The organism is Rhizobium sp. BK275 (assembly GCF_014193555.1).
Lineage (GTDB): Bacteria > Pseudomonadota > Alphaproteobacteria > Rhizobiales > Rhizobiaceae > Rhizobium.
In genome coordinates this window covers 18,666-35,131 of record NZ_JACHZL010000001.1, presented here as the reverse complement: position 1 = coordinate 35,131, position 16,466 = coordinate 18,666, and the positions used below count along the sequence as shown (strand labels likewise).

The following is a 16,466-nucleotide window of genomic DNA, read 5'->3' as shown; positions in this document are numbered from 1 at the left end:
TCCCACGGTCCCGGCTTGCCTGGAGATCGGAGGGCAGGCGCCCGGCGTCAGGCTTCCAGCCAGACGCGGGTCGCGACGTAGCCGTTCGACATGTCGTTGCCGATGTCGTGGACGTAGCCCTTCACCTGCTTGGTGGAGGCGTTCACGAAGTCGTTGAACATCGGCAAAATGACGCCACCCTCGTCGCGGACCATCATCGCCATGGCGCGATACATGTCCTTGCGCTTGGCTTCATCAAGTTCGGAGCGGGCCTGAAGCAACAGCTTGTCGAAGTCAGGGCGCTTGAACTTGGTGTCGTTCCAGTCGGCCGTCGAGAGATAGGCGGTGGAATACATCTGGTCCTGCGTCGGGCGGCCGCCCCAATAGGAGGTCGAGAAGGGCTGGACGTTCCAGACGTTGGTCCAGTAACCGTCGCCCGGCTCACGCTTGACCTCTATGTCGATGCCGGCCTTCTTGCAGCTTTCCTGATAGAGGACGGCCGCGTCGACACCGCCGGGGAAAGCGACTTCGGACGTGCGCAGAAGGACCGAGCCGCTATGGCCCGATTTCTTGTAGTGGAAGGCCGCCTTGTCGGGATCGTAGACGCGCTGCTCGATGCCCTCGGGGAAAAGCGCGTAGGTACTGTTGATCGGAAAGTCGTTGCCGACCTTGCCGTAACCGCCGAGGATCTTCTCCACCATGGTCTCGCGGTCCATGGCGTATTTGAGCGCCAGGCGCAGGTCGTTATTGTCGAACGGCGCCTTGTCGCAATGCATGATGAAGACATAGTGGCCGCGTCCGGCGGTCGAAAGGATCTCGACATTCGGAGCACGCTTCAGGAGGTTGACGGTCTTCGGATCGACACGGTTGATGTAATGCACCTGGCCGGACGAGAGCGCGGCGATGCGCGCCGTGGCATCGTTCATGCCGATGATTTCGATGGAATCGACATAACCGCGGTCGGTGCGCCAGTCGTCCTTGTTCTTCTCGAAGGTGGCGCGCACGCCTGCCTCGAAGTTCGTCAGCTTATAGGGGCCTGTGCCGATCGAGGCGAGCGGATCGTCGACACCGCCATTTGGCTGAATGACCAGATGATAGTCGGTCAACAGCAGTGGCATATCGGCATTGCCTTCCGAAAGCGTCAGCACGAGGTTGCCGCCGTCCGCCTTGATTTCCTTGATCGAGCCGAGAACGCCGAGCGCGCCGGATTCCGACGCCTTGTCGGTATGACGCTTGAGGGTCGCAACCACGTCATCGATCGTCAGTTCCTTGCCATTGTGGAACTTGACGCCCTTGCGGATCTTGAAGGTCCAGGTTGCAGCATCCTTCGACGGCTCCCAGGATTCGGCAAGCGCCGGTACGGCGGCGCCCGTCAGCGGGTCGGATTCAACCAGCATGTCGCCCCAGCAGCGGCCGACGCAGAACATGAATTGCGACAGGAATTTCGCCGGGTCCTTCGAGTCGGTTGCTGCCCCGCCCTCCAGGCCAAGCTTCAGATGACCGCCGCGCTTCGGTTCGGCGGCCTCGGCACTTTCGGTAAAGAGCTTGTCGGCAACGGCAAGCGTCAGGCCGGCTGCCATGGCGCGTCCCAGGAATTCGCGGCGGCTGAGGCCACCGGCGGTCACCCGGCTTGCGAGATATTTCGTATAGTCGTTCATTCCCCTTCTCCTTCTTATGGTGCGTTGACTTCGATTTTTTGGGCATGATCCCCAAACGGTTTCCTCTTCCGTCCGAGGTGCCCGCACGCTTGCGGGAAGATGATGCGGTTGCCGCCTTATTACCGTCCTTTCCAGTTAGGGCTTCGTTTTTCGGCAAAAGCCCGTGCGCCTTCCAATTGGTCCTCGCTCGAATAAAGCCGGTCCACCGTTGCAAACTGCCGTTTGGTGATTTTGTTCATGGCAGTCTGGAAGGTCGAACCCTCCGATTCACGGACGATTTCCTTGATTGCCGCATAGACGAGCGGCGGTCCGCTTTCGAGCAGGCGGGCGAGATCCCAGGTCCGGTCCATCAGCTTGTCTGCTGGCAATATCTCATTGACGAAGCCCCAGCGATGCGCCTCCTGGACGTCAAGCCAGCGGCCGGTCAAAAGCATGTCCATGGCGATATGATAGGGGATGCGCTTCGGCAGCTTCACCGAGGCAGCATCGGCAACCGTGCCGGAGCGGATTTCCGGAAGTGCGAAGGTCGCGTGCTCGGCGGCGAGGATCAGGTCGGCGGAGAGCGCGATCTCCAGGCCGCCTCCGCAACAGATGCCGTTGACAGCGCAGATGACAGGCTTGTTGAGATCCCGTAACTCCTGCAGCCCGCCGAAACCGCCAACACCATAATCTCCGTCGACCGCGTCGCCTGCCGCGGCGGCCTTCAGGTCCCATCCGGCACAGAAGAATTTCTCGCCTGCGCCGGAGATGATTGCCACGCGGAGCGCTGGATCGTCGCGGAAATCGCGGAAGATCAGTCCCATGTCGCGGCTGGTGGCAAGGTCGATGGCATTCGCCTTCGGCCGGTCGATGATGACTTCCAGCACTGTGCCAACCTGTCGGGTGCGAATGGCGTCGCTCAACCTATGCTACCTCCTCCGCCGGATCAGGGCATCGACTGCGGCCACGCCGTGACCTTCGGGAAGAACCATCAATGGATTAATGTCCAGTTCCTCCAGCCGTGCCGCATTCATTACGACATAATCTGCCGCCCGTGCGACAGCCGTTACGGTCGCTTCGAGGTCTCCTTTCGGGCGCCCGCGATACCCTTCGATCAATTTTGCGATCTTCAGGCGTAAAATTGCCTCGGAAATTTCCGATCTCGTTGTCGGCAACGGCAAGATGACGGAATCCTCCAGCAATTCGACGAAAATTCCGCCAGCGCCAAGCGTTAGCGATAATCCGAAGACCGGGTCGCGGGAGGCGCCGACGATCAGCTCGGCGACGGGCCGGTCGACCATCTGCTCGACCAGAAAACCGCGTGTCGCAGTCATCTTTGATGCGGCATCCGATACGGCCTTGGTATCCTTCAGGTTGAGTGCGACGGCGCCTGCTTCGGTCTTATGCGCGACGCCGAGAGCTTTCAGGGCAACAGGAAAGCCGAGCCGCTCGGCACAATCTGCCGCCTGAAGCGGCGAGCCTGCAACCCGGCCTTTGGGGATCCGGAGGCCGGCGAGGTCGAGTTCGGTCTTTGCATCGGCCTCCGTCAGCGTTTCGATTGCGCCTTCGACAGACGCCACATTGAGAAGCGGCAGGGAAGGCGGCTTGCGCCAGGTATCACCGATGCCGGCTGCGATTTCTGCGGCAATCAGGGTTTCATCAATACCGCAGAAGGGGACGACGCCGTCGGCGATCAGACGGTCGGCGACAGCCTCCGGCATGTTTTCGGGGAGAGTCGCCAGGATCCCCGCAAGCGCGCCTGTTGCAGACGCCGCAGCGGTGACCGCGTCAGCCGTCGTCACCCAATCTGCCGCCTCGCATCGATCGGCGCGGGGAAAATCGAGGACGACGAGATTGAGGTCGTAGCTACCTTCGAACATGGCGGTGAAGGCCTCTGTCTGACGCGCAAGATCGCCCCACACGAACGTGTGGTAATCGAGCGGATTGGAGATCGTCACCATGTTGCCGAGGATGCCTCTCAGGCGCGGCAGTTGCTTTGGTTCAAGGTCTCGGAACGTGATGGCGCGTCCGATGGCAGCATCCGACATCAGCGAGGCTTCGCCACCCGAGCAGCTCATGGAGGAGATCGCGGCACCTTGCAGCGGGCCTGCGACATGCAGGAGTTTCAGCGCTTCGAGCAAAGCCGGCAGCGTTTCGACGCGGCCAAGGCCGAGGCGGGCAAGCACCGCATCGGCCACGGCATCGCCGCCGGCAAGGGATGCGGTATGGGAGAGCGTTGCCTGTCTCGCCTGTTCGGATTTGCCGACTTTCAAGATAATAACGGGCTTTTTCGTCAGGCGGGCTGTGGCGGCAAGGCGCTCGAGCGCGGCTTTGTCTCCAAAGCCTTCGACATGCAGGCCAAGCGCCGTCACGCGCGGATCGGAAAGCAGGCCGCAGGCGATATCGCAGAGCGAGGTTTGCGCCTGGTTGCCCGACGTCACGACATAGGCGATCGGCAGGCCGCGTGTCTGCATGGTCAGGTTGAGCGCTATATTCGACGATTGGGTCAGGATCGCCACGCCGCGTTCGACGCGCCTCATGCCGTGCTGATCGGGCCAGAGCAGCGCGCCGTCGAGGCCGTTGATGAAGCCGTAGCAGTTCGGCCCGAGGATCGGCATGTCGCCTGCGGCGGCAATCAGCGCCTGTTGCAGCTTGTTGCCATCGGCTAATTCCGCGACGGCCTCGCTGAAGCCCGAGGCATAACAGACCGCACCGCCACCACCAGCCGCCGACAGGCTGCGCACGATCTCGACGGTCAATGTCCGGTTGACCCCGACGAAGGCCGCGTCTGGCGGCGACGGCAGTTCGGAAACGCTTCTGTAGCAGCGTCGCCCGAGGACCTCGTCGAGCGTCGGGTGAACGGGCCAGAGCTCGCCCGCAAACCCCATCCGGTCGCACTGCTCGATCACACGGCGCGCTTCACGACCGCCGAAGACGGCGATCGTTTGCGGTCTGAACAGGCGGTCGAGCGCGCGTGCTGTCATCGGCTACGCTCCCAGAGGCCGCAGGAGATCGCGGCTGATGATGTGGCGCTGGATCTCCGACGTGCCGTCCCAGATACGTTCGACACGCGCGTCCCGCCAGAAGCGGGAAAGCGGCAGGTCGTCCATCAGGCCCATGCCGCCATAGATCTGGATCGCCTCATCGGTGACGCGGGCAAGCATTTCAGAGGCGTAGAGCTTGGCAGACGCGATTTCGCGATCGGAAGTCAGGCCGGCATCCAGGCGCCATGCCGCCGAAAGCGTCAGCCAGTCGGCTGCGTCGATCTCCGTGATCATGTCGGCAAGCTTGAAGGAGACGCCTTGATTGGCGCCGATCGGCCTGCCGAACTGCTTGCGCTCGGCGGCATAGGACAAGGCCATGTCGAAGACGCGCCGCGCCCGGCCGACGCAGGTGGCGGCGACCGTCAGCCGCGTGCCGTAGAGCCAGTGATTGGCGAGTTCGAAACCGCGATGCACCTCGCCCAGCACTTGGGAGGCCGGAATCCGGCAATCGGCAAAGCTTAAGGTGCAATTGTGATAGCCGCGGTGGGAGACGGAATCGTAGCCCTTGAGGATTTCAAAGCCCGGCGTGCCGCGATCGATCAGAAACGCCGTGATCTTCTTCTTGAGACCCCTTGGCGTTTCCTCTTCGCCGGTTGCGGCAAAGACGATGATGAAATCGGCGACATCGGCATGCGAGATGAAATGCTTGGTACCATTGAGGACGAAATCGCCGCCGTCGTTGCGAGCGGTGCATTTCATGCCGCGCATGTCGGAGCCGGCATCGGGCTCGGTGATCGCCAGCGCGTCAATCTTTTCACCGCGGACCGCCGGAAGCAAATAGCGTTCGCGCTGTTCGCCCTCGCAGGCCATCAGGATGCCGGAGGGACGGCCAAAAAAGACCGTCAGCGCCATGGAGCCGCGGCCAAGCTCGCGCTCGACCAGCGTGAAGGTGACATGATCGAGGCCGGCGCCGCCGGCCTCTTCGGGGAAATTGCAGGCGTAGAAGCCGAGGTCGATGCATTTGCGCCGGATCTCAGCCGCGAGATCCGGCGGGACGACGCCGGTGCGCTCGACGTCGTTCTCATGCGGATAGATTTCGGTTTCGACGAAGTCGCGGACCGTCTCGACGATCATTTCCTGTTCTTCGCTGAGGCCGAAATCCATAGCGATCTCCCTATCGTTTCTGGCCGACATGGCGGCCGACCCCATCGGGGGGAGGCAGTTTTGCATGGGCCGCGGCGATCAGATTTGCCTTGTCGAGGACTGCGGCTGGCGCCAAGGTCGCCTTGCCGGCCTCGGTATCGACATGCAGCAGCATCTGCTCGGCAGTGGCGAGCACCGTGCCGCTCTCGGTGTCGCAGACGGTATGGAAGAGGTGCAGCCGCTTCTCATCGACTGCGAGGATCTGGCAGGTCGAATGGATCGCCTGCCCGAGTTTTGCTTCGCCAAGATGGCGGATATGGGTCTCGACCGTATAGTAGCTCCGCCCTGCCTCGACATAGGCAAGATCGACCCCGATCAGCCGCAGAAGCGCATCGGACGTATCGCCGAAGACCTGTAGGTAGCGATGCTCTGTCATATGGCCGTTATAGTCGACCCAGGCTGGGCTCACCTTCGTCTCGACGAGCTTGAGAGGGCCTGCAGGATCAGCAGCAGTGGTTTTCCCGCCGCCTGCGGCCCAGAGGGACCGTTCGAAATCCTTCAGCAACTGGCCGGCGCCCCAGCCCTTGCCGTCGTTTCCGCCCTTCAACGCCTGCAGGATGCCGACGAGATTTTCGTCGCGGATGCGCTCCAGTGCGCGGATCGAAAGGCCGGCGGCCTGTTCGTCCGACTGTTTTCCGATCTTTTCGATCAGCGCCTCATCGAGGTCGACGACGTCGGTGAGCTTCGTCCAGGGCCAGGCAAGGCAGGGGCCGAACTGGGCGAGGAAATGGCGCATACCGGCCTCGCCGCCGGCGATGCGATAGGTCTGGAACAGGCCCATCTGCGCCCAGCGCAGTCCGAAAGAATAGCGGATGACGTTATCGAGCGTCTCGACGGTGCAGATATCGTCATGGATGAGCCAGAGCGCCTCGCGCCACAGCGCTTCGAGCAGTCGGTCGCCGACGAAGGCCTCGATCTCCTTGGCGATATGAACGCCCTTCATGCCGATCGGGATCAGACGTTCCATCGCTGCCTCGATGGTGGCTTTTGATGTCTTCTCGCCACCGACAATCTCCACCAGCGGCAGCAGGTAGACGGGATTATAGGGATGGGCGACGAAGAGACGCTCGGGATGCCGCATGTCACGCTGCAGGTCGCTCGGCAGCAGGCCGGAAGTGGATGAACCGATCAGGGCATCCGGTCGTGCCGCAGCATCGATCTCCGTCAACACGCGACGCTTCAGGTCGAGCCGTTCCGGCACGCTTTCCTGGATCCAGTCGGCACCGGAGACGGCCTCTTGCAGGGACGTTTCGAAGGTCAGCCGGCCACGTGGCGGCAGCGGTGCGCCGGTCAGCATGGCATAGGCTTTTTCCGCATTGGCAAGGATCTCGCCGACGATGCGGCTTGCTTCCGGATGCGGATCGAAGACGCTCACGTCGATGCCGGCAAGCAGAAAACGTGCAATCCATCCGCCGCCGATGACGCCGCCGCCGATACAGGCCGCTTTGGTAATCCCTGTCATTTCGTCCTCAGCGCTTCGTCAGATTCAGTTTCTTGCGGACGTCCTCAGGACCGATGATCCTGGCACCCATGCCTTCGACCACCTGCGCGGCCTTTTCGACGAGCTGCGCATTGGTGGCGAGAGCGCCCTTGCCGATATAGAGATTATCCTCCAGGCCAACGCGGACATTGCCGCCCGCCAGAACCGCGGCAGCCGGATAGGCCATGGCGTTGCGACCGATCGAAAAGGCCGAGAAGGTCCAGCTATCGGGCACGTTGTTGACCATGGCCATGAAGGTATTGAGATCGTCTGGAGCACCCCAGGGAATGCCCATGCAGAGCTGGATCAGCACCGGATCTTGGATCAGGCCTTCTTCGGCGAGCTGCTTGGCAAACCAAAGATGGCCGGTGTCGAACGCCTCGATCTCGGGGCGCACACCGAGATCGGTCATCTTCTTGGCCATTGCCCGCAGCATGGCGGGCGTGTTGGTCATGACGTAATCGCCGAGATTGAAGTTCATCGTGCCGCAGTCGAGCGTGCAGATTTCCGGCAGGCATTCGGCGACATGGCTGACGCGCTCGGTTGCTCCCGCCATATCCGTTCCCGCGGTCTTCAAGGGAAGGGGACTTTCGACATCGCCGAAGATCAGATCTCCGCCCATGCCGGCCGTCAGGTTCAGCACCACATCGACGTCGGCCGAACGGATGCGGTCCGTGACCTCCCTATAAAGGTCGTTGCGGCGGCTTGCGGCGCCGGTTTCCGGATCACGGACATGGCAGTGAACGACTGCCGCCCCAGCCTTGGCGGCATCGATCGCGGAGGCCGCGATCTGCTTGGGAGTAATGGGAACGTGGCTGGATTTCGAAACCGTATCGCCGGCACCGGTGACGGCACAAGTGATGAAGACATCGCGGTTCATCGCAAGAGGCATGTTTGTTGTTCTCCCTCGTCTTGAGGCCATTACGCGCCAGGATGAGCGAGGATGCTTTGCATTTTCGGAATCGATCGATACATTATCGGAACACCGGGGAGGGGAGTTTGCTGCAGCGATCGACCGAACGGCTCGACATCGATCTTCTTGTCCTGCCGGATACCAATCTCATTCTCATTGCCTCCGTCATCGAACCGCTGCGCGGAGCAAACCGCATTTCCGGCAGCGAGCTCTACCGCTGGCACATCTTCACGCCTGACGGCGAAGCTGTACCGACAACCAGCCACATTGCCATACCGGCGCAGGGAACGTTCCAGACGACGGCATCGGATACGCCGCTCTTCGTGCTGGCGAGCTACAACTGGCGGCAAAGCGCAACGCCGGGCCTGAAGATGCAGCTATCGCAGGCGGCACGCCACCGGACGATGATCGCCGGCATCGAATCCGGCACCTGGCTGCTTGCCGAAGCAAGCCTGCTCGACGGCCTGTCGGCGACCGTGCATTGGGAGGATTACGAGGATTTCGTGGTTGCCTATCCGCAGGTGTCCGCGGTCAAGGACCGGTTCGTCATCGACGGCAAGCGGGTGACGACATCAGGCTCGCTGCCCACCGTGGACCTGATGCTGGAGATCATCCGGCGGCGCCAGAGCTATTCGCTGGCGCTCGAGGTCAGCCGGCTGTTCCGCTACGAGCAGCCAGCCTTTCATGCCGACGAGGCGCTGTCGGCAGGCTTGCGCATGGACGATCCGCGGGTTGCCCACGCCGTACGGCTGATGGAGGACAATATCGAGCAGCCGATCGTGCTGACGCGTCTTGCCCGCAGGGTCGGGATCAGCGCCCGGCACCTGCAGGATCTCTTCCAGGCCTCGATCGGCGCGCCGCCCCATATCCATTATCTTGCGCTCAGATTGAACGCGGCGCGGCGCAAGGTGATCGAGACGACGGCGTCCTTCGCCGACATTGCCGCGGCGACGGGCTTCAATTCTGCCTCCGCCTTCGCGCGAAGCTATCGGGCAAGCTATTCCGAAAGTCCCTCGGAAACGCGGCGACGGCTGCGGCGTCCGGTCAGGCCATCGGAAGCCCGGCCATAGGCTGGAAGGCGTCGCGCACCATCTCAGCAAGCTCGCGAACCGCTTCGCTCGACCGGAAGGTGTTGCGACGAAGCACGACCCTTGAGGAATCGACCGGCGGGAAACCATCCTCGGTCGTCAGTTCCCGGCAGCCGGGCGGGATGTTGCTGCGCGACAGCGTGGTGACGGCAAGACCGGCAGTCACGGCGTTCTTCAGTCCGGAGCTGGTATCGGCAATGAAAGCGACCCGGTAGTTGCGCCCGAGCTGGTGCAGCGACTTCAACGCAAAATCGCGACACCAGCTCGAGTCTCTGTAGGTTGCGATCGGCAGCGGATCGATGTCGTGCAGCCGGTGGACGATCGAGGTCACCCAGACGGTTGGGTCGATGCAGAGCACTTCGCCACTCATCTGATCGCTCCAGTCGAAAACGACGGCGAGATCGAGCTCATCGCGTTCAAGGGCGGCGATGTTGCGGACGGTATAATCGCAGGAGATCGTAACCTCGACAGCCGGATGACGCACGGCGAAGGCCGCAAGTGCGGCGGGCAGCACGGTCTGGCTATATTCCTCGGGAATACCGATGCGAACCGGTCCGCCGAGCGGCTTGCTGCGGATCGTCGCTGCCGCCTCGCTCAGGAGATCGATGACGCGCCGCGCATAGGGGACAAGCTGGACGCCCTGACGTGTAAGGACGACCCCTCGAGCGCCGCGTTCGAACAGTGCTTCGCCGATCGTGTCTTCCAGCTTCTTGATCGCCGCGCTGATCGCAGACTGCGTTCTGCCGACGCGCTGGGCGGCCGCCGAAAAATTGGTGGTCTCGACGACGACGAGGAAGGTCCGGAGAAGATCACTCTCGATGGGCTCGCGCATGGACAGCCATAGAAAAAATCGATGCCATCCATCTCTACTATTCGTTTGTCTGATGTCAATCGCGGGTGCAGAAAGGAGGTGCGTTCGACTTTTCCTCCTTCGAGAATAACCCGCGTGACCATTGACCATCCGGCCAGGCACCTCGGTGCCGGCGAGCGCGAGAAGGGCATCCTCCTCGTCATCGGGGCGACACTTGCCTGGAGTGCCAGCGGGGTCTACTCGCGGCTCCTGACGACAGACGTCTGGACGGCGATCGCCTGGCGCTCGCTGTTCGGCGGGTTGTTCCTGCTGATACCCTGCCTGTTCCTCGAAGGCGGGATATCACGAAAGCAATGGCGTTCGGTCCTGCATCCGTCCGGCCTGGCGATGATTGTCTGCCAGACCGTCAGCCAGGGCTGCTTCATCGGGGCGCTCTATATGACCAGCGTCGCGAATGTGACGATGATCTATTCGACCGCACCCTTCATCGCCGCCCTGTTCGGCTGGATCATCCTAAAAGAGGGCGTCGGACGGCGCACGCTGATTGCCGGGGGCATTTCTCTTCTGGGTGTCGTGGTCATCGTCGCCTCGTCGATCGGCGGTGGCACCGGGTTCGGCGACCTCTTGGCGCTTGGCATGACGGTCTCCTTCGCGCTCGTCATCATCATCCCGCGCATCAATCCCGAGGTGCCGAGCCTGCCGCCAACGGTTGTCAGCGCCTTCCTGACGCTCGTCATCTTCGCTCCATTCGGCTCGGTCGGCTCGCTTGATCTTCACAACTGGATCGTGCTGGCAGCTTTCGGTGCGACCAATTTCTCGCTGGCGCTTGTGCTTTTCCTGGCCGGGGCCAGGCGAATGCCGCCGGCCGAAGCTGCGCTGATCGGGACGATGGAGATCGTGCTGACCCCGTTCTGGGTCTGGCTGCTGTTTTCCGAGCAGCCGCCTGTCGCCACCTTCTTCGGCGGCGCCATCATCTTCGCAGCCGTTCTCTGGCATACCGCCGTCGATCTCAGCCGCAGCCGGCGGGCGCATGCCGGCTAGAAAGCGACGCCGATCGGATCGTCATTTCAGGCGCCATGGGTCAGAATACCGGTTCGATTGCCACTCCCACCCAAGCAAAGAGTGCGGACATGTCCTCCAAAGACCCCCTGCTGCAGCCTTTCCAACTCAAGCACCTGACGCTGAAAAACCGCGTCATGTCGACCGCTCACGAGCCGGCTTATTCGGAAAACGGCATGCCGACGGATCGCTACCGGCTCTATCACAGAGAAAAGGCGAGAGGCGGCATCGCGCTGACCATGACGGCGGGATCGGCGGTCGTCTCGCCTGACTCTCCGCCATCCTTCGGCAATCTCCACGCCTATCGCGACGAGATGGTGCCCTGGCTGAAGAGACTTGCCGACGACTGTCATGAGTTCGGTGCGGCGGTCATGATCCAGCTTACGCATCTTGGCCGCCGCACAAGCTGGAACAAGGGCGACTGGCTGCCCGTTCTGGCGGCCTCGCCGATCCGCGAGCCGGCGCACCGGGCCTTCCCGAAGGAGGTGGAAGACTGGGACATCGAGCGTATCGTCGCCGATTATGCAAGCGCCGCGCAGCGCATGCAGGAAGCCGGCCTCGACGGTATCGAAATCGAGGCTTACGGCCATCTGCTCGATGGTTTCTGGTCGCCGGCAACCAACCGGCGTGAGGACGAATTCGGCGGCTCGCTCGACAATCGTATGCGTTTTTCTGTCATGGTCACGCGGGCGGTTCGCAAGGCGGTCGGGCCGGATTTCATCGTTGGCATGCGTCTCGTCGCAGACGAGGACTGGGAGAAGGGCTTGTCGCGGGAGGAAGGCATTGAGATCGCATCACGATTTGCCCGATCCGGCGACATCGATTTTCTCAACATCATTCGCGGCCATATCGACAGCGATGTCGCGCTCAATGAGGTCATCCCGATCCAGGGCATGGCATCTGCCCCGCATCTCGATTTTGCCGGAGAGGTGAGGGCGATCACCAAGTTTCCGGTCTTCCACGCCGCGCGCATCGGGGATGTAGCAACAGCCCGTCATGCGATCGCCGAGGGGAAGCTCGACATGGTCGGCATGACGCGCGCCCATATCGCCGACCCGCATATCGTGCGCAAGATCGAGAGCGGCGAGGAGGCGCGCATCCGGCCCTGTGTCGGCGCTACCTATTGTCTCGACCGGATCTACGAAGGCGGGGAGGCACTCTGTATCCACAATGCTGCGACCGGACGCGAGGGACAGATCCCGCATGAGATCGAAAAGGCCGAGGTTCGCCGCAAGGCCGTCGTGGTCGGTGCGGGACCGGCCGGCCTCGAGGCCGCCCGTGTGCTCGCGGAGCGCGGGCATGTGGTCGATGTCCTGGAAGCAACGGGAAAAGCCGGCGGACAGGTCAATCTGCTCGTCCGCAATGTCAGACGCAGGGAGATGATAGGCATCATCGACTGGCGGCTGGCGGAACTCGAGCGGTTGGGTGTTCGCATGCATTATGATGTCTACGCAGAGGCAAACGATGTCCTTGCTCTTGAACCCGACCTCGTTGTCATTGCGACCGGCGGCATTGCGCAGCAGCCCGAACTCGATGCCGGCGATGAACTCGTGACCTCCTCCTGGGACATCCTTTCTGGCGGCGTCAGGATTGCGGATGCGGTCCTACTCTTCGATGACAATGGCGGACATCCAGGCATGTCGGCCGCCGAAGTGATTGCTAGAAGCGGCGCCGAGCTCGAGCTTGTGTCACCCGAACGCTTTTTCGCGCCCGATATGGGGGGCATGAACCACGTGCCCTACGCCCGTACCTTTGCAGAACGGAACGTCAGGGTCACCATCAACACGCGGCTCAAATCCGTCCGGCGCGACGGCAATGCTCTTGTCGCCGTACTCGGATCGGATTTTGCAGACGGCGCACAGTGGGAGCGGCGTGTCTCTCAGGTCGTTGTAGAGCATGGCACGCTTGCCAATGATGGGCTTTATCTTGAACTGAAGCCGCTTTCGCGAAATCTTGGAGCCGTGGATTATGCCGCCTTGATCAATCGTCGGGCGCCACTGCCGAAGCTCGGTAGTCAGGGGCGTTTCGATCTCGTGCGAATCGGCGATGCGATTTCCAGCCGCAACATCCATGCTGCCGTTTATGACGCTCTGAGATTATGTTCGTTGTTTTGACCTCTTGGCAATTGCCCTGCGTTTGTCAGATGGCAAGCCGTCATCTGCCATCTTGATGGCGAGACCGGGCTACCTTATATTTTCTGCGAAGGAGACCGCAATGGCCGCACCACAACTCTCTGTTCGAAGCTCCAAAGCACGTGATTTGGCACACAGGCTGGCTCGGCGCGAAAATCGTTCGATCGCTGAAGTGGTCGAACGAGCGCTAGAAGCTTACGAGATACGCGAGGCGGGGCGCGAACCTGCGTCCAGCTTCTACTCGCGTGTAAATGCGCAGGCTGCCGCAGATATCGATCTGGATGCTGTCATCCGAGAAAGCCGTCGTCCTCATCAGGGCATTGAGCTTTGATATTTCTCGATACGAACGTCGTCTCCGAGACGTTGAGAAGGGATCCCAACGAAGCCTTAATGGCCTGGCTGGTTCGGTTCGACGCGGAATTGGCCCTGCCCACTGTGACAATCGCCGAGATCGCTTTCGGCATTCAAAAGATCAAGCCGGACCAGCGTGCCGATCGCCTCGAACAGGGACTTACAGAGTGGCGTCGCCGGTTTGCCGATCGGATGTTTGGGCTTACGGAGGAAGCCGCGCTTGCTTACGGAGAAATTATGGGGCGGGCGGTTCGTCAGGGGCGAGGAATGTCAGCACCCGATGCAATGATCGCTGCAGTTGCTCGCGTGAACGGCGGACGCCTAGCCACGCGCAATCTCAAGGATTTTGAAACAACAGGTCTCGATCTCGTCAACCCGTGGGATTTTTGATCTGATCCGTCTCCAGTTTTTGCTGGCCCGATTTCCGACGCTTGGCAGCCGCAACAGCTATATTGACGATCACGAATTGCTGAGGGGCGCCGATGAGGCACGACAATCAACGACTGAGCTACGTCCTGTTCCTCATCGCGGGGTCAGGACTCGTGACCATCGCGCGCGCAATGACGCTCTCTTTCCTTGCCATCAAGCTGCAGCAGTCGTTCGGGCTTGGTCCGGCCATGATTGGCGCGCTTCTGGGCATTGGCCCCTGGTAGGCGCTGTCGCGGCTCCCTTCGCGGGATCCCTGTCGGACAGGGTGGGACGCAAGACGATGCTAACGCTTACCCTGCTTTCCATGGCTGTTGCGCTAACCTGTATGGGGTTGGCTGAGACCGTGCTGACATTTTGCATTGCCCAGATCGTTGCTGCCATCGCTCTGGCAATCTATGAACCGATCTCACGTGCGCTGATGAGCGACGTCTGTCCGCAGCCGCTGCGCCTCAAGTATTTCTCCTGGCGTTACACGGCCACGAATGTCGGCTGGGCCATCGGACCTTTGATGGGGATTGCTGCTGGGGCTGCCTCCACCATTCTTTTCGTCATTGCAGGTGTTGTCTACGCGATGTTCGCGCTTGCCCTGAACATGTTGCACGTTCCAATTCACCAGAGCGACGATGTTTCCAAAGCACCGGCTTCGCCGCCATTGCTTGAGAGCCTGAAGGCGGCGATCCGCGATCCGCGGTTGGCCTTCTTTGTCAGTGGCGGCACATTGCTGATCGCCGTCTATGGCCAATGGTCAGCGACACTCGCTCCGTATCTCACGGCAAATGTCGCCGAAGGCATGCAAATCTACGCCTATCTCGTTTCGATCAACGGTGCGGCTGTTCTGATCGGGAATCCGTTTGCCCACAGGTTCGTCGAACGTGCAGGCGCACTCAACGGCCTTGTGATCGGCTGTATGCTGTTTGCCTTCGGCGAAGTCGGGTTTCTCAGCGCCGCCGGCTTCTGGGGGCTTGCGGTCTCGATGGTTGTTTTCACGATCGGAGAGATTCTCGTCGTACCTTGCGAATACATGCTGGTCGACGGCATTGCGAACGATCGGAGCAGAGGCAGCTATTTTGGCGCTCACTCGTTCTCAACCATCGGCAATTTCATTGGACCGACTCTGGGCGGTGCCATGCTTGGTGCTTTTGGCGGGCCTGGCATGTTCCTGTTATTCGCCGGGTTCGCGGCCATCAGCGCGATTTTGTTTGCCATAGGGACACGCATGCCGCCACCGAAAGCAGCGGCACAGCAATCCTCGGCCGGTTCGCCGGAAGCTGCAACCGGGCCATATTTGCGCGACGCCTATCGTGTTGCATGAATAGTGACATTCGCGGGGAGGATCTCCAGTTCAATCAACGAGGAAATCGGTGTTCGAGGAACTTTGGCCAGTGTGCTTCGCAAGCGCCTGGCCTATTTCCGGTCGTTGCGCAAAACGATTGCGATAAATCACTGGGCTAACCCCGTAATGTCGACCAAACTGAAGTCGTAGGTTTTCAGCACTTCCGAGTCCTGTCACCCTTGCGATGTCATCAGGCACGGCAGAATTGGTCTCCAACAGAATGCGGGCCTGCTCAAGTCGCTCCCTCTGGATCCATTTGAGCGGTGGCAGGCTGGTCAGGGCGTGAAAGCGGCGCTGAAAGGTACGTTCGCTCATGCCGGCATGGCGGGCGAGAGAACTGATTGTGTGCGGGTAGTGCAGGTTGGCCAGAATGTGGTCCAGGATCGATGACAGCCGATCTGCCTCCCGCCTGAGCGGCACGGGGCGCTCGATGAACTGGGATTGCCCACCCTGGCGATGGCTGTACATCACCAGCCGGCGCGCCACCGTATTGGCGAGCTCCGTCCCGAAATCCGAACGGACGATATGCAGGCACAGATCGATGCCTGCTGAGCTGCCTGCCGAGGTGAGGATATCGCCCTCATCGATATAGAGGCAATTCGCGTCAATCTTGATGGCGGGATAGCGCTGAACCAGGCCCTCGGCGAAACGCCAATGCGTTGTGGCACGGCGGCCATTGAGCAAGCCGGCGGCCGCGAGCACATACGCGCCCCCGCAGATGGAAACGATGCGGGCGCCGCCCTCATGAGCGCGAACCAATGCGTTGCAGATCTGATCGGGTACAGGCTCGTCGGGTCCACGCCAGCCGGGGACGATGATTGTTCCGGCCTGGTGCAGATCCGTCTCAGTGCCTGTTGCCGCGACCGTTAAGCCTCCACAGGCATTGAGCACCTGATCCTCCAGCGAGACCGATTTGAACTGATACCAGTCGGGTCCTGCCTCAGGTCGGGCCAAACCGAAGATTTCGGCCGTGATCCCGAACTCGAAGGTACAGAGGCCATCATAGACGAGGCTGACGACACGCCTGTTTGCAGGAAAGCGTGCGTTCTCAGTTTTTGGCATGAATG

Annotated in this window: 15 protein-coding genes; 7 read left to right on the top strand and 8 right to left on the bottom strand. The window is 61.3% G+C overall.

From position 1 onward, the window contains the following. Positions 1 to 47 precede the first annotated feature (47 nt). The 6 genes from FHT82_RS00150 to FHT82_RS00125 all read right to left on the bottom strand — a co-directional run bounded on the left by FHT82_RS00150 (position 48) and on the right by FHT82_RS00125 (position 8,175). Positions 48 to 1,637 carry an ABC transporter substrate-binding protein gene (locus FHT82_RS00150; protein WP_183725153.1) on the bottom strand — a complete coding sequence of 530 codons (1,590 nt, stop codon included), beginning with the start codon at positions 1,635 to 1,637 and terminating at the stop codon, positions 48 to 50. Positions 1,638 to 1,756: 119 nt separating this feature from the next. Next, positions 1,757 to 2,539 carry a carnitinyl-CoA dehydratase gene (locus tag FHT82_RS00145; protein WP_183725151.1) on the bottom strand — a complete coding sequence of 261 codons (783 nt, stop codon included), beginning with the start codon at positions 2,537 to 2,539 and terminating at the stop codon, positions 1,757 to 1,759. Positions 2,540 to 2,545: 6 nt separating this feature from the next. Beyond that, complete coding sequence (locus FHT82_RS00140; protein ID WP_183725149.1) at positions 2,546 to 4,600, bottom strand: acetate--CoA ligase family protein; 2,055 nt, start codon at positions 4,598 to 4,600, stop codon at positions 2,546 to 2,548. A gap of 3 nt (positions 4,601 to 4,603) precedes the next feature. Next, complete coding sequence (locus tag FHT82_RS00135; protein WP_183727181.1) at positions 4,604 to 5,764, bottom strand: acyl-CoA dehydrogenase family protein; 1,161 nt, start codon at positions 5,762 to 5,764, stop codon at positions 4,604 to 4,606. A gap of 10 nt (positions 5,765 to 5,774) precedes the next feature. After that, the gene (locus FHT82_RS00130; RefSeq protein WP_183725147.1) at positions 5,775 to 7,265 is read right to left on the bottom strand and encodes a carnitine 3-dehydrogenase; all 1,491 of its coding nucleotides are present in this window, start codon (positions 7,263 to 7,265) and stop codon (positions 5,775 to 5,777) included. Between the two features lie 7 nt (positions 7,266 to 7,272). Next, positions 7,273 to 8,175 carry a 3-keto-5-aminohexanoate cleavage protein gene (locus tag FHT82_RS00125; protein ID WP_183725144.1) on the bottom strand — a complete coding sequence of 301 codons (903 nt, stop codon included), beginning with the start codon at positions 8,173 to 8,175 and terminating at the stop codon, positions 7,273 to 7,275. Between the two features lie 41 nt (positions 8,176 to 8,216). Between FHT82_RS00125 and FHT82_RS00120 the strand changes: the two genes are divergently transcribed. Further along, positions 8,217 to 9,266: a GlxA family transcriptional regulator gene (locus FHT82_RS00120; RefSeq protein WP_183725142.1), complete on the top strand. Its 1,050-nt coding sequence runs from the start codon at positions 8,217 to 8,219 to the stop codon at positions 9,264 to 9,266. Here FHT82_RS00120 and FHT82_RS00115 read toward each other — a convergent pair. Then, positions 9,241 to 10,116 carry a LysR substrate-binding domain-containing protein gene (locus FHT82_RS00115; protein WP_183725140.1) on the bottom strand — a complete coding sequence of 292 codons (876 nt, stop codon included), beginning with the start codon at positions 10,114 to 10,116 and terminating at the stop codon, positions 9,241 to 9,243. The genes FHT82_RS00120 and FHT82_RS00115 overlap by 26 nt on opposite strands. Positions 10,117 to 10,230: 114 nt before the next feature. Between FHT82_RS00115 and FHT82_RS00110 the strand changes: the two genes are divergently transcribed. From FHT82_RS00110 to FHT82_RS00090, 6 genes are all read left to right on the top strand, one after another. Beyond that, positions 10,231 to 11,136 carry a DMT family transporter gene (locus FHT82_RS00110; protein ID WP_183725138.1) on the top strand — a complete coding sequence of 302 codons (906 nt, stop codon included), beginning with the start codon at positions 10,231 to 10,233 and terminating at the stop codon, positions 11,134 to 11,136. Positions 11,137 to 11,225: 89 nt separating this feature from the next. Beyond that, positions 11,226 to 13,268 carry an NADH:flavin oxidoreductase gene (locus tag FHT82_RS00105; protein WP_183725136.1) on the top strand — a complete coding sequence of 681 codons (2,043 nt, stop codon included), beginning with the start codon at positions 11,226 to 11,228 and terminating at the stop codon, positions 13,266 to 13,268. A gap of 100 nt (positions 13,269 to 13,368) precedes the next feature. Further along, entirely contained in the window at positions 13,369 to 13,617 is a 249-nt protein-coding gene (locus FHT82_RS00100; protein WP_183725134.1) for a type II toxin-antitoxin system VapB family antitoxin, read from the top strand. Beyond that, positions 13,614 to 14,027: a type II toxin-antitoxin system VapC family toxin gene (locus FHT82_RS00095; protein ID WP_183725132.1), complete on the top strand. Its 414-nt coding sequence runs from the start codon at positions 13,614 to 13,616 to the stop codon at positions 14,025 to 14,027. The genes FHT82_RS00100 and FHT82_RS00095 overlap by 4 nt, the downstream gene beginning before the upstream one ends. Positions 14,028 to 14,119: 92 nt before the next feature. Continuing rightward, the gene (locus FHT82_RS30215) at positions 14,120 to 14,290 is read left to right on the top strand and encodes a hypothetical protein (protein WP_246698094.1); all 171 of its coding nucleotides are present in this window, start codon (positions 14,120 to 14,122) and stop codon (positions 14,288 to 14,290) included. A gap of 41 nt (positions 14,291 to 14,331) precedes the next feature. Further along, positions 14,332 to 15,378 (top strand): MFS transporter, encoded by a 1,047-nt coding sequence (locus tag FHT82_RS00090; RefSeq protein ID WP_348647563.1) that lies wholly within the window; start codon positions 14,332 to 14,334, stop codon positions 15,376 to 15,378. Between the two features lie 30 nt (positions 15,379 to 15,408). Here FHT82_RS00090 and ftrA read toward each other — a convergent pair whose 3' ends face one another. After that, complete coding sequence (ftrA, locus tag FHT82_RS00085; RefSeq protein ID WP_183725128.1) at positions 15,409 to 16,461, bottom strand: transcriptional regulator FtrA; 1,053 nt, start codon at positions 16,459 to 16,461, stop codon at positions 15,409 to 15,411. Positions 16,462 to 16,466: the final 5 nt, after the last annotated feature.

Bases quoted from the DNA above. Each gene is read 5' to 3' on its own strand.
- FHT82_RS00150 (WP_183725153.1), bottom strand. From the start codon at position 1,637: ATGAACGACTATACGAAATATCTCGCAAGCCGGGTGACCGCCGGTGGC.
- FHT82_RS00140 (WP_183725149.1), bottom strand. From the start codon at position 4,600: ATGACAGCACGCGCGCTCGACCGCCTGTTCAGACCGCAAACGATCGCC.
- FHT82_RS00135 (WP_183727181.1), bottom strand. From the start codon at position 5,764: ATGGATTTCGGCCTCAGCGAAGAACAGGAAATGATCGTCGAGACGGTC.
- FHT82_RS00130 (WP_183725147.1), bottom strand. From the start codon at position 7,265: ATGACAGGGATTACCAAAGCGGCCTGTATCGGCGGCGGCGTCATCGGC.
- FHT82_RS00125 (WP_183725144.1), bottom strand. From the start codon at position 8,175: ATGCCTCTTGCGATGAACCGCGATGTCTTCATCACTTGTGCCGTCACC.
- FHT82_RS00120 (WP_183725142.1), top strand. From the start codon at position 8,217: ATGAGCGAGGATGCTTTGCATTTTCGGAATCGATCGATACATTATCGG.
- FHT82_RS00115 (WP_183725140.1), bottom strand. From the start codon at position 10,116: ATGCGCGAGCCCATCGAGAGTGATCTTCTCCGGACCTTCCTCGTCGTC.
- FHT82_RS00105 (WP_183725136.1), top strand. From the start codon at position 11,226: ATGTCCTCCAAAGACCCCCTGCTGCAGCCTTTCCAACTCAAGCACCTG.
- FHT82_RS00100 (WP_183725134.1), top strand. From the start codon at position 13,369: ATGGCCGCACCACAACTCTCTGTTCGAAGCTCCAAAGCACGTGATTTG.
- FHT82_RS30215 (WP_246698094.1), top strand. From the start codon at position 14,120: ATGAGGCACGACAATCAACGACTGAGCTACGTCCTGTTCCTCATCGCG.
- ftrA (WP_183725128.1), bottom strand. From the start codon at position 16,461: ATGCCAAAAACTGAGAACGCACGCTTTCCTGCAAACAGGCGTGTCGTC.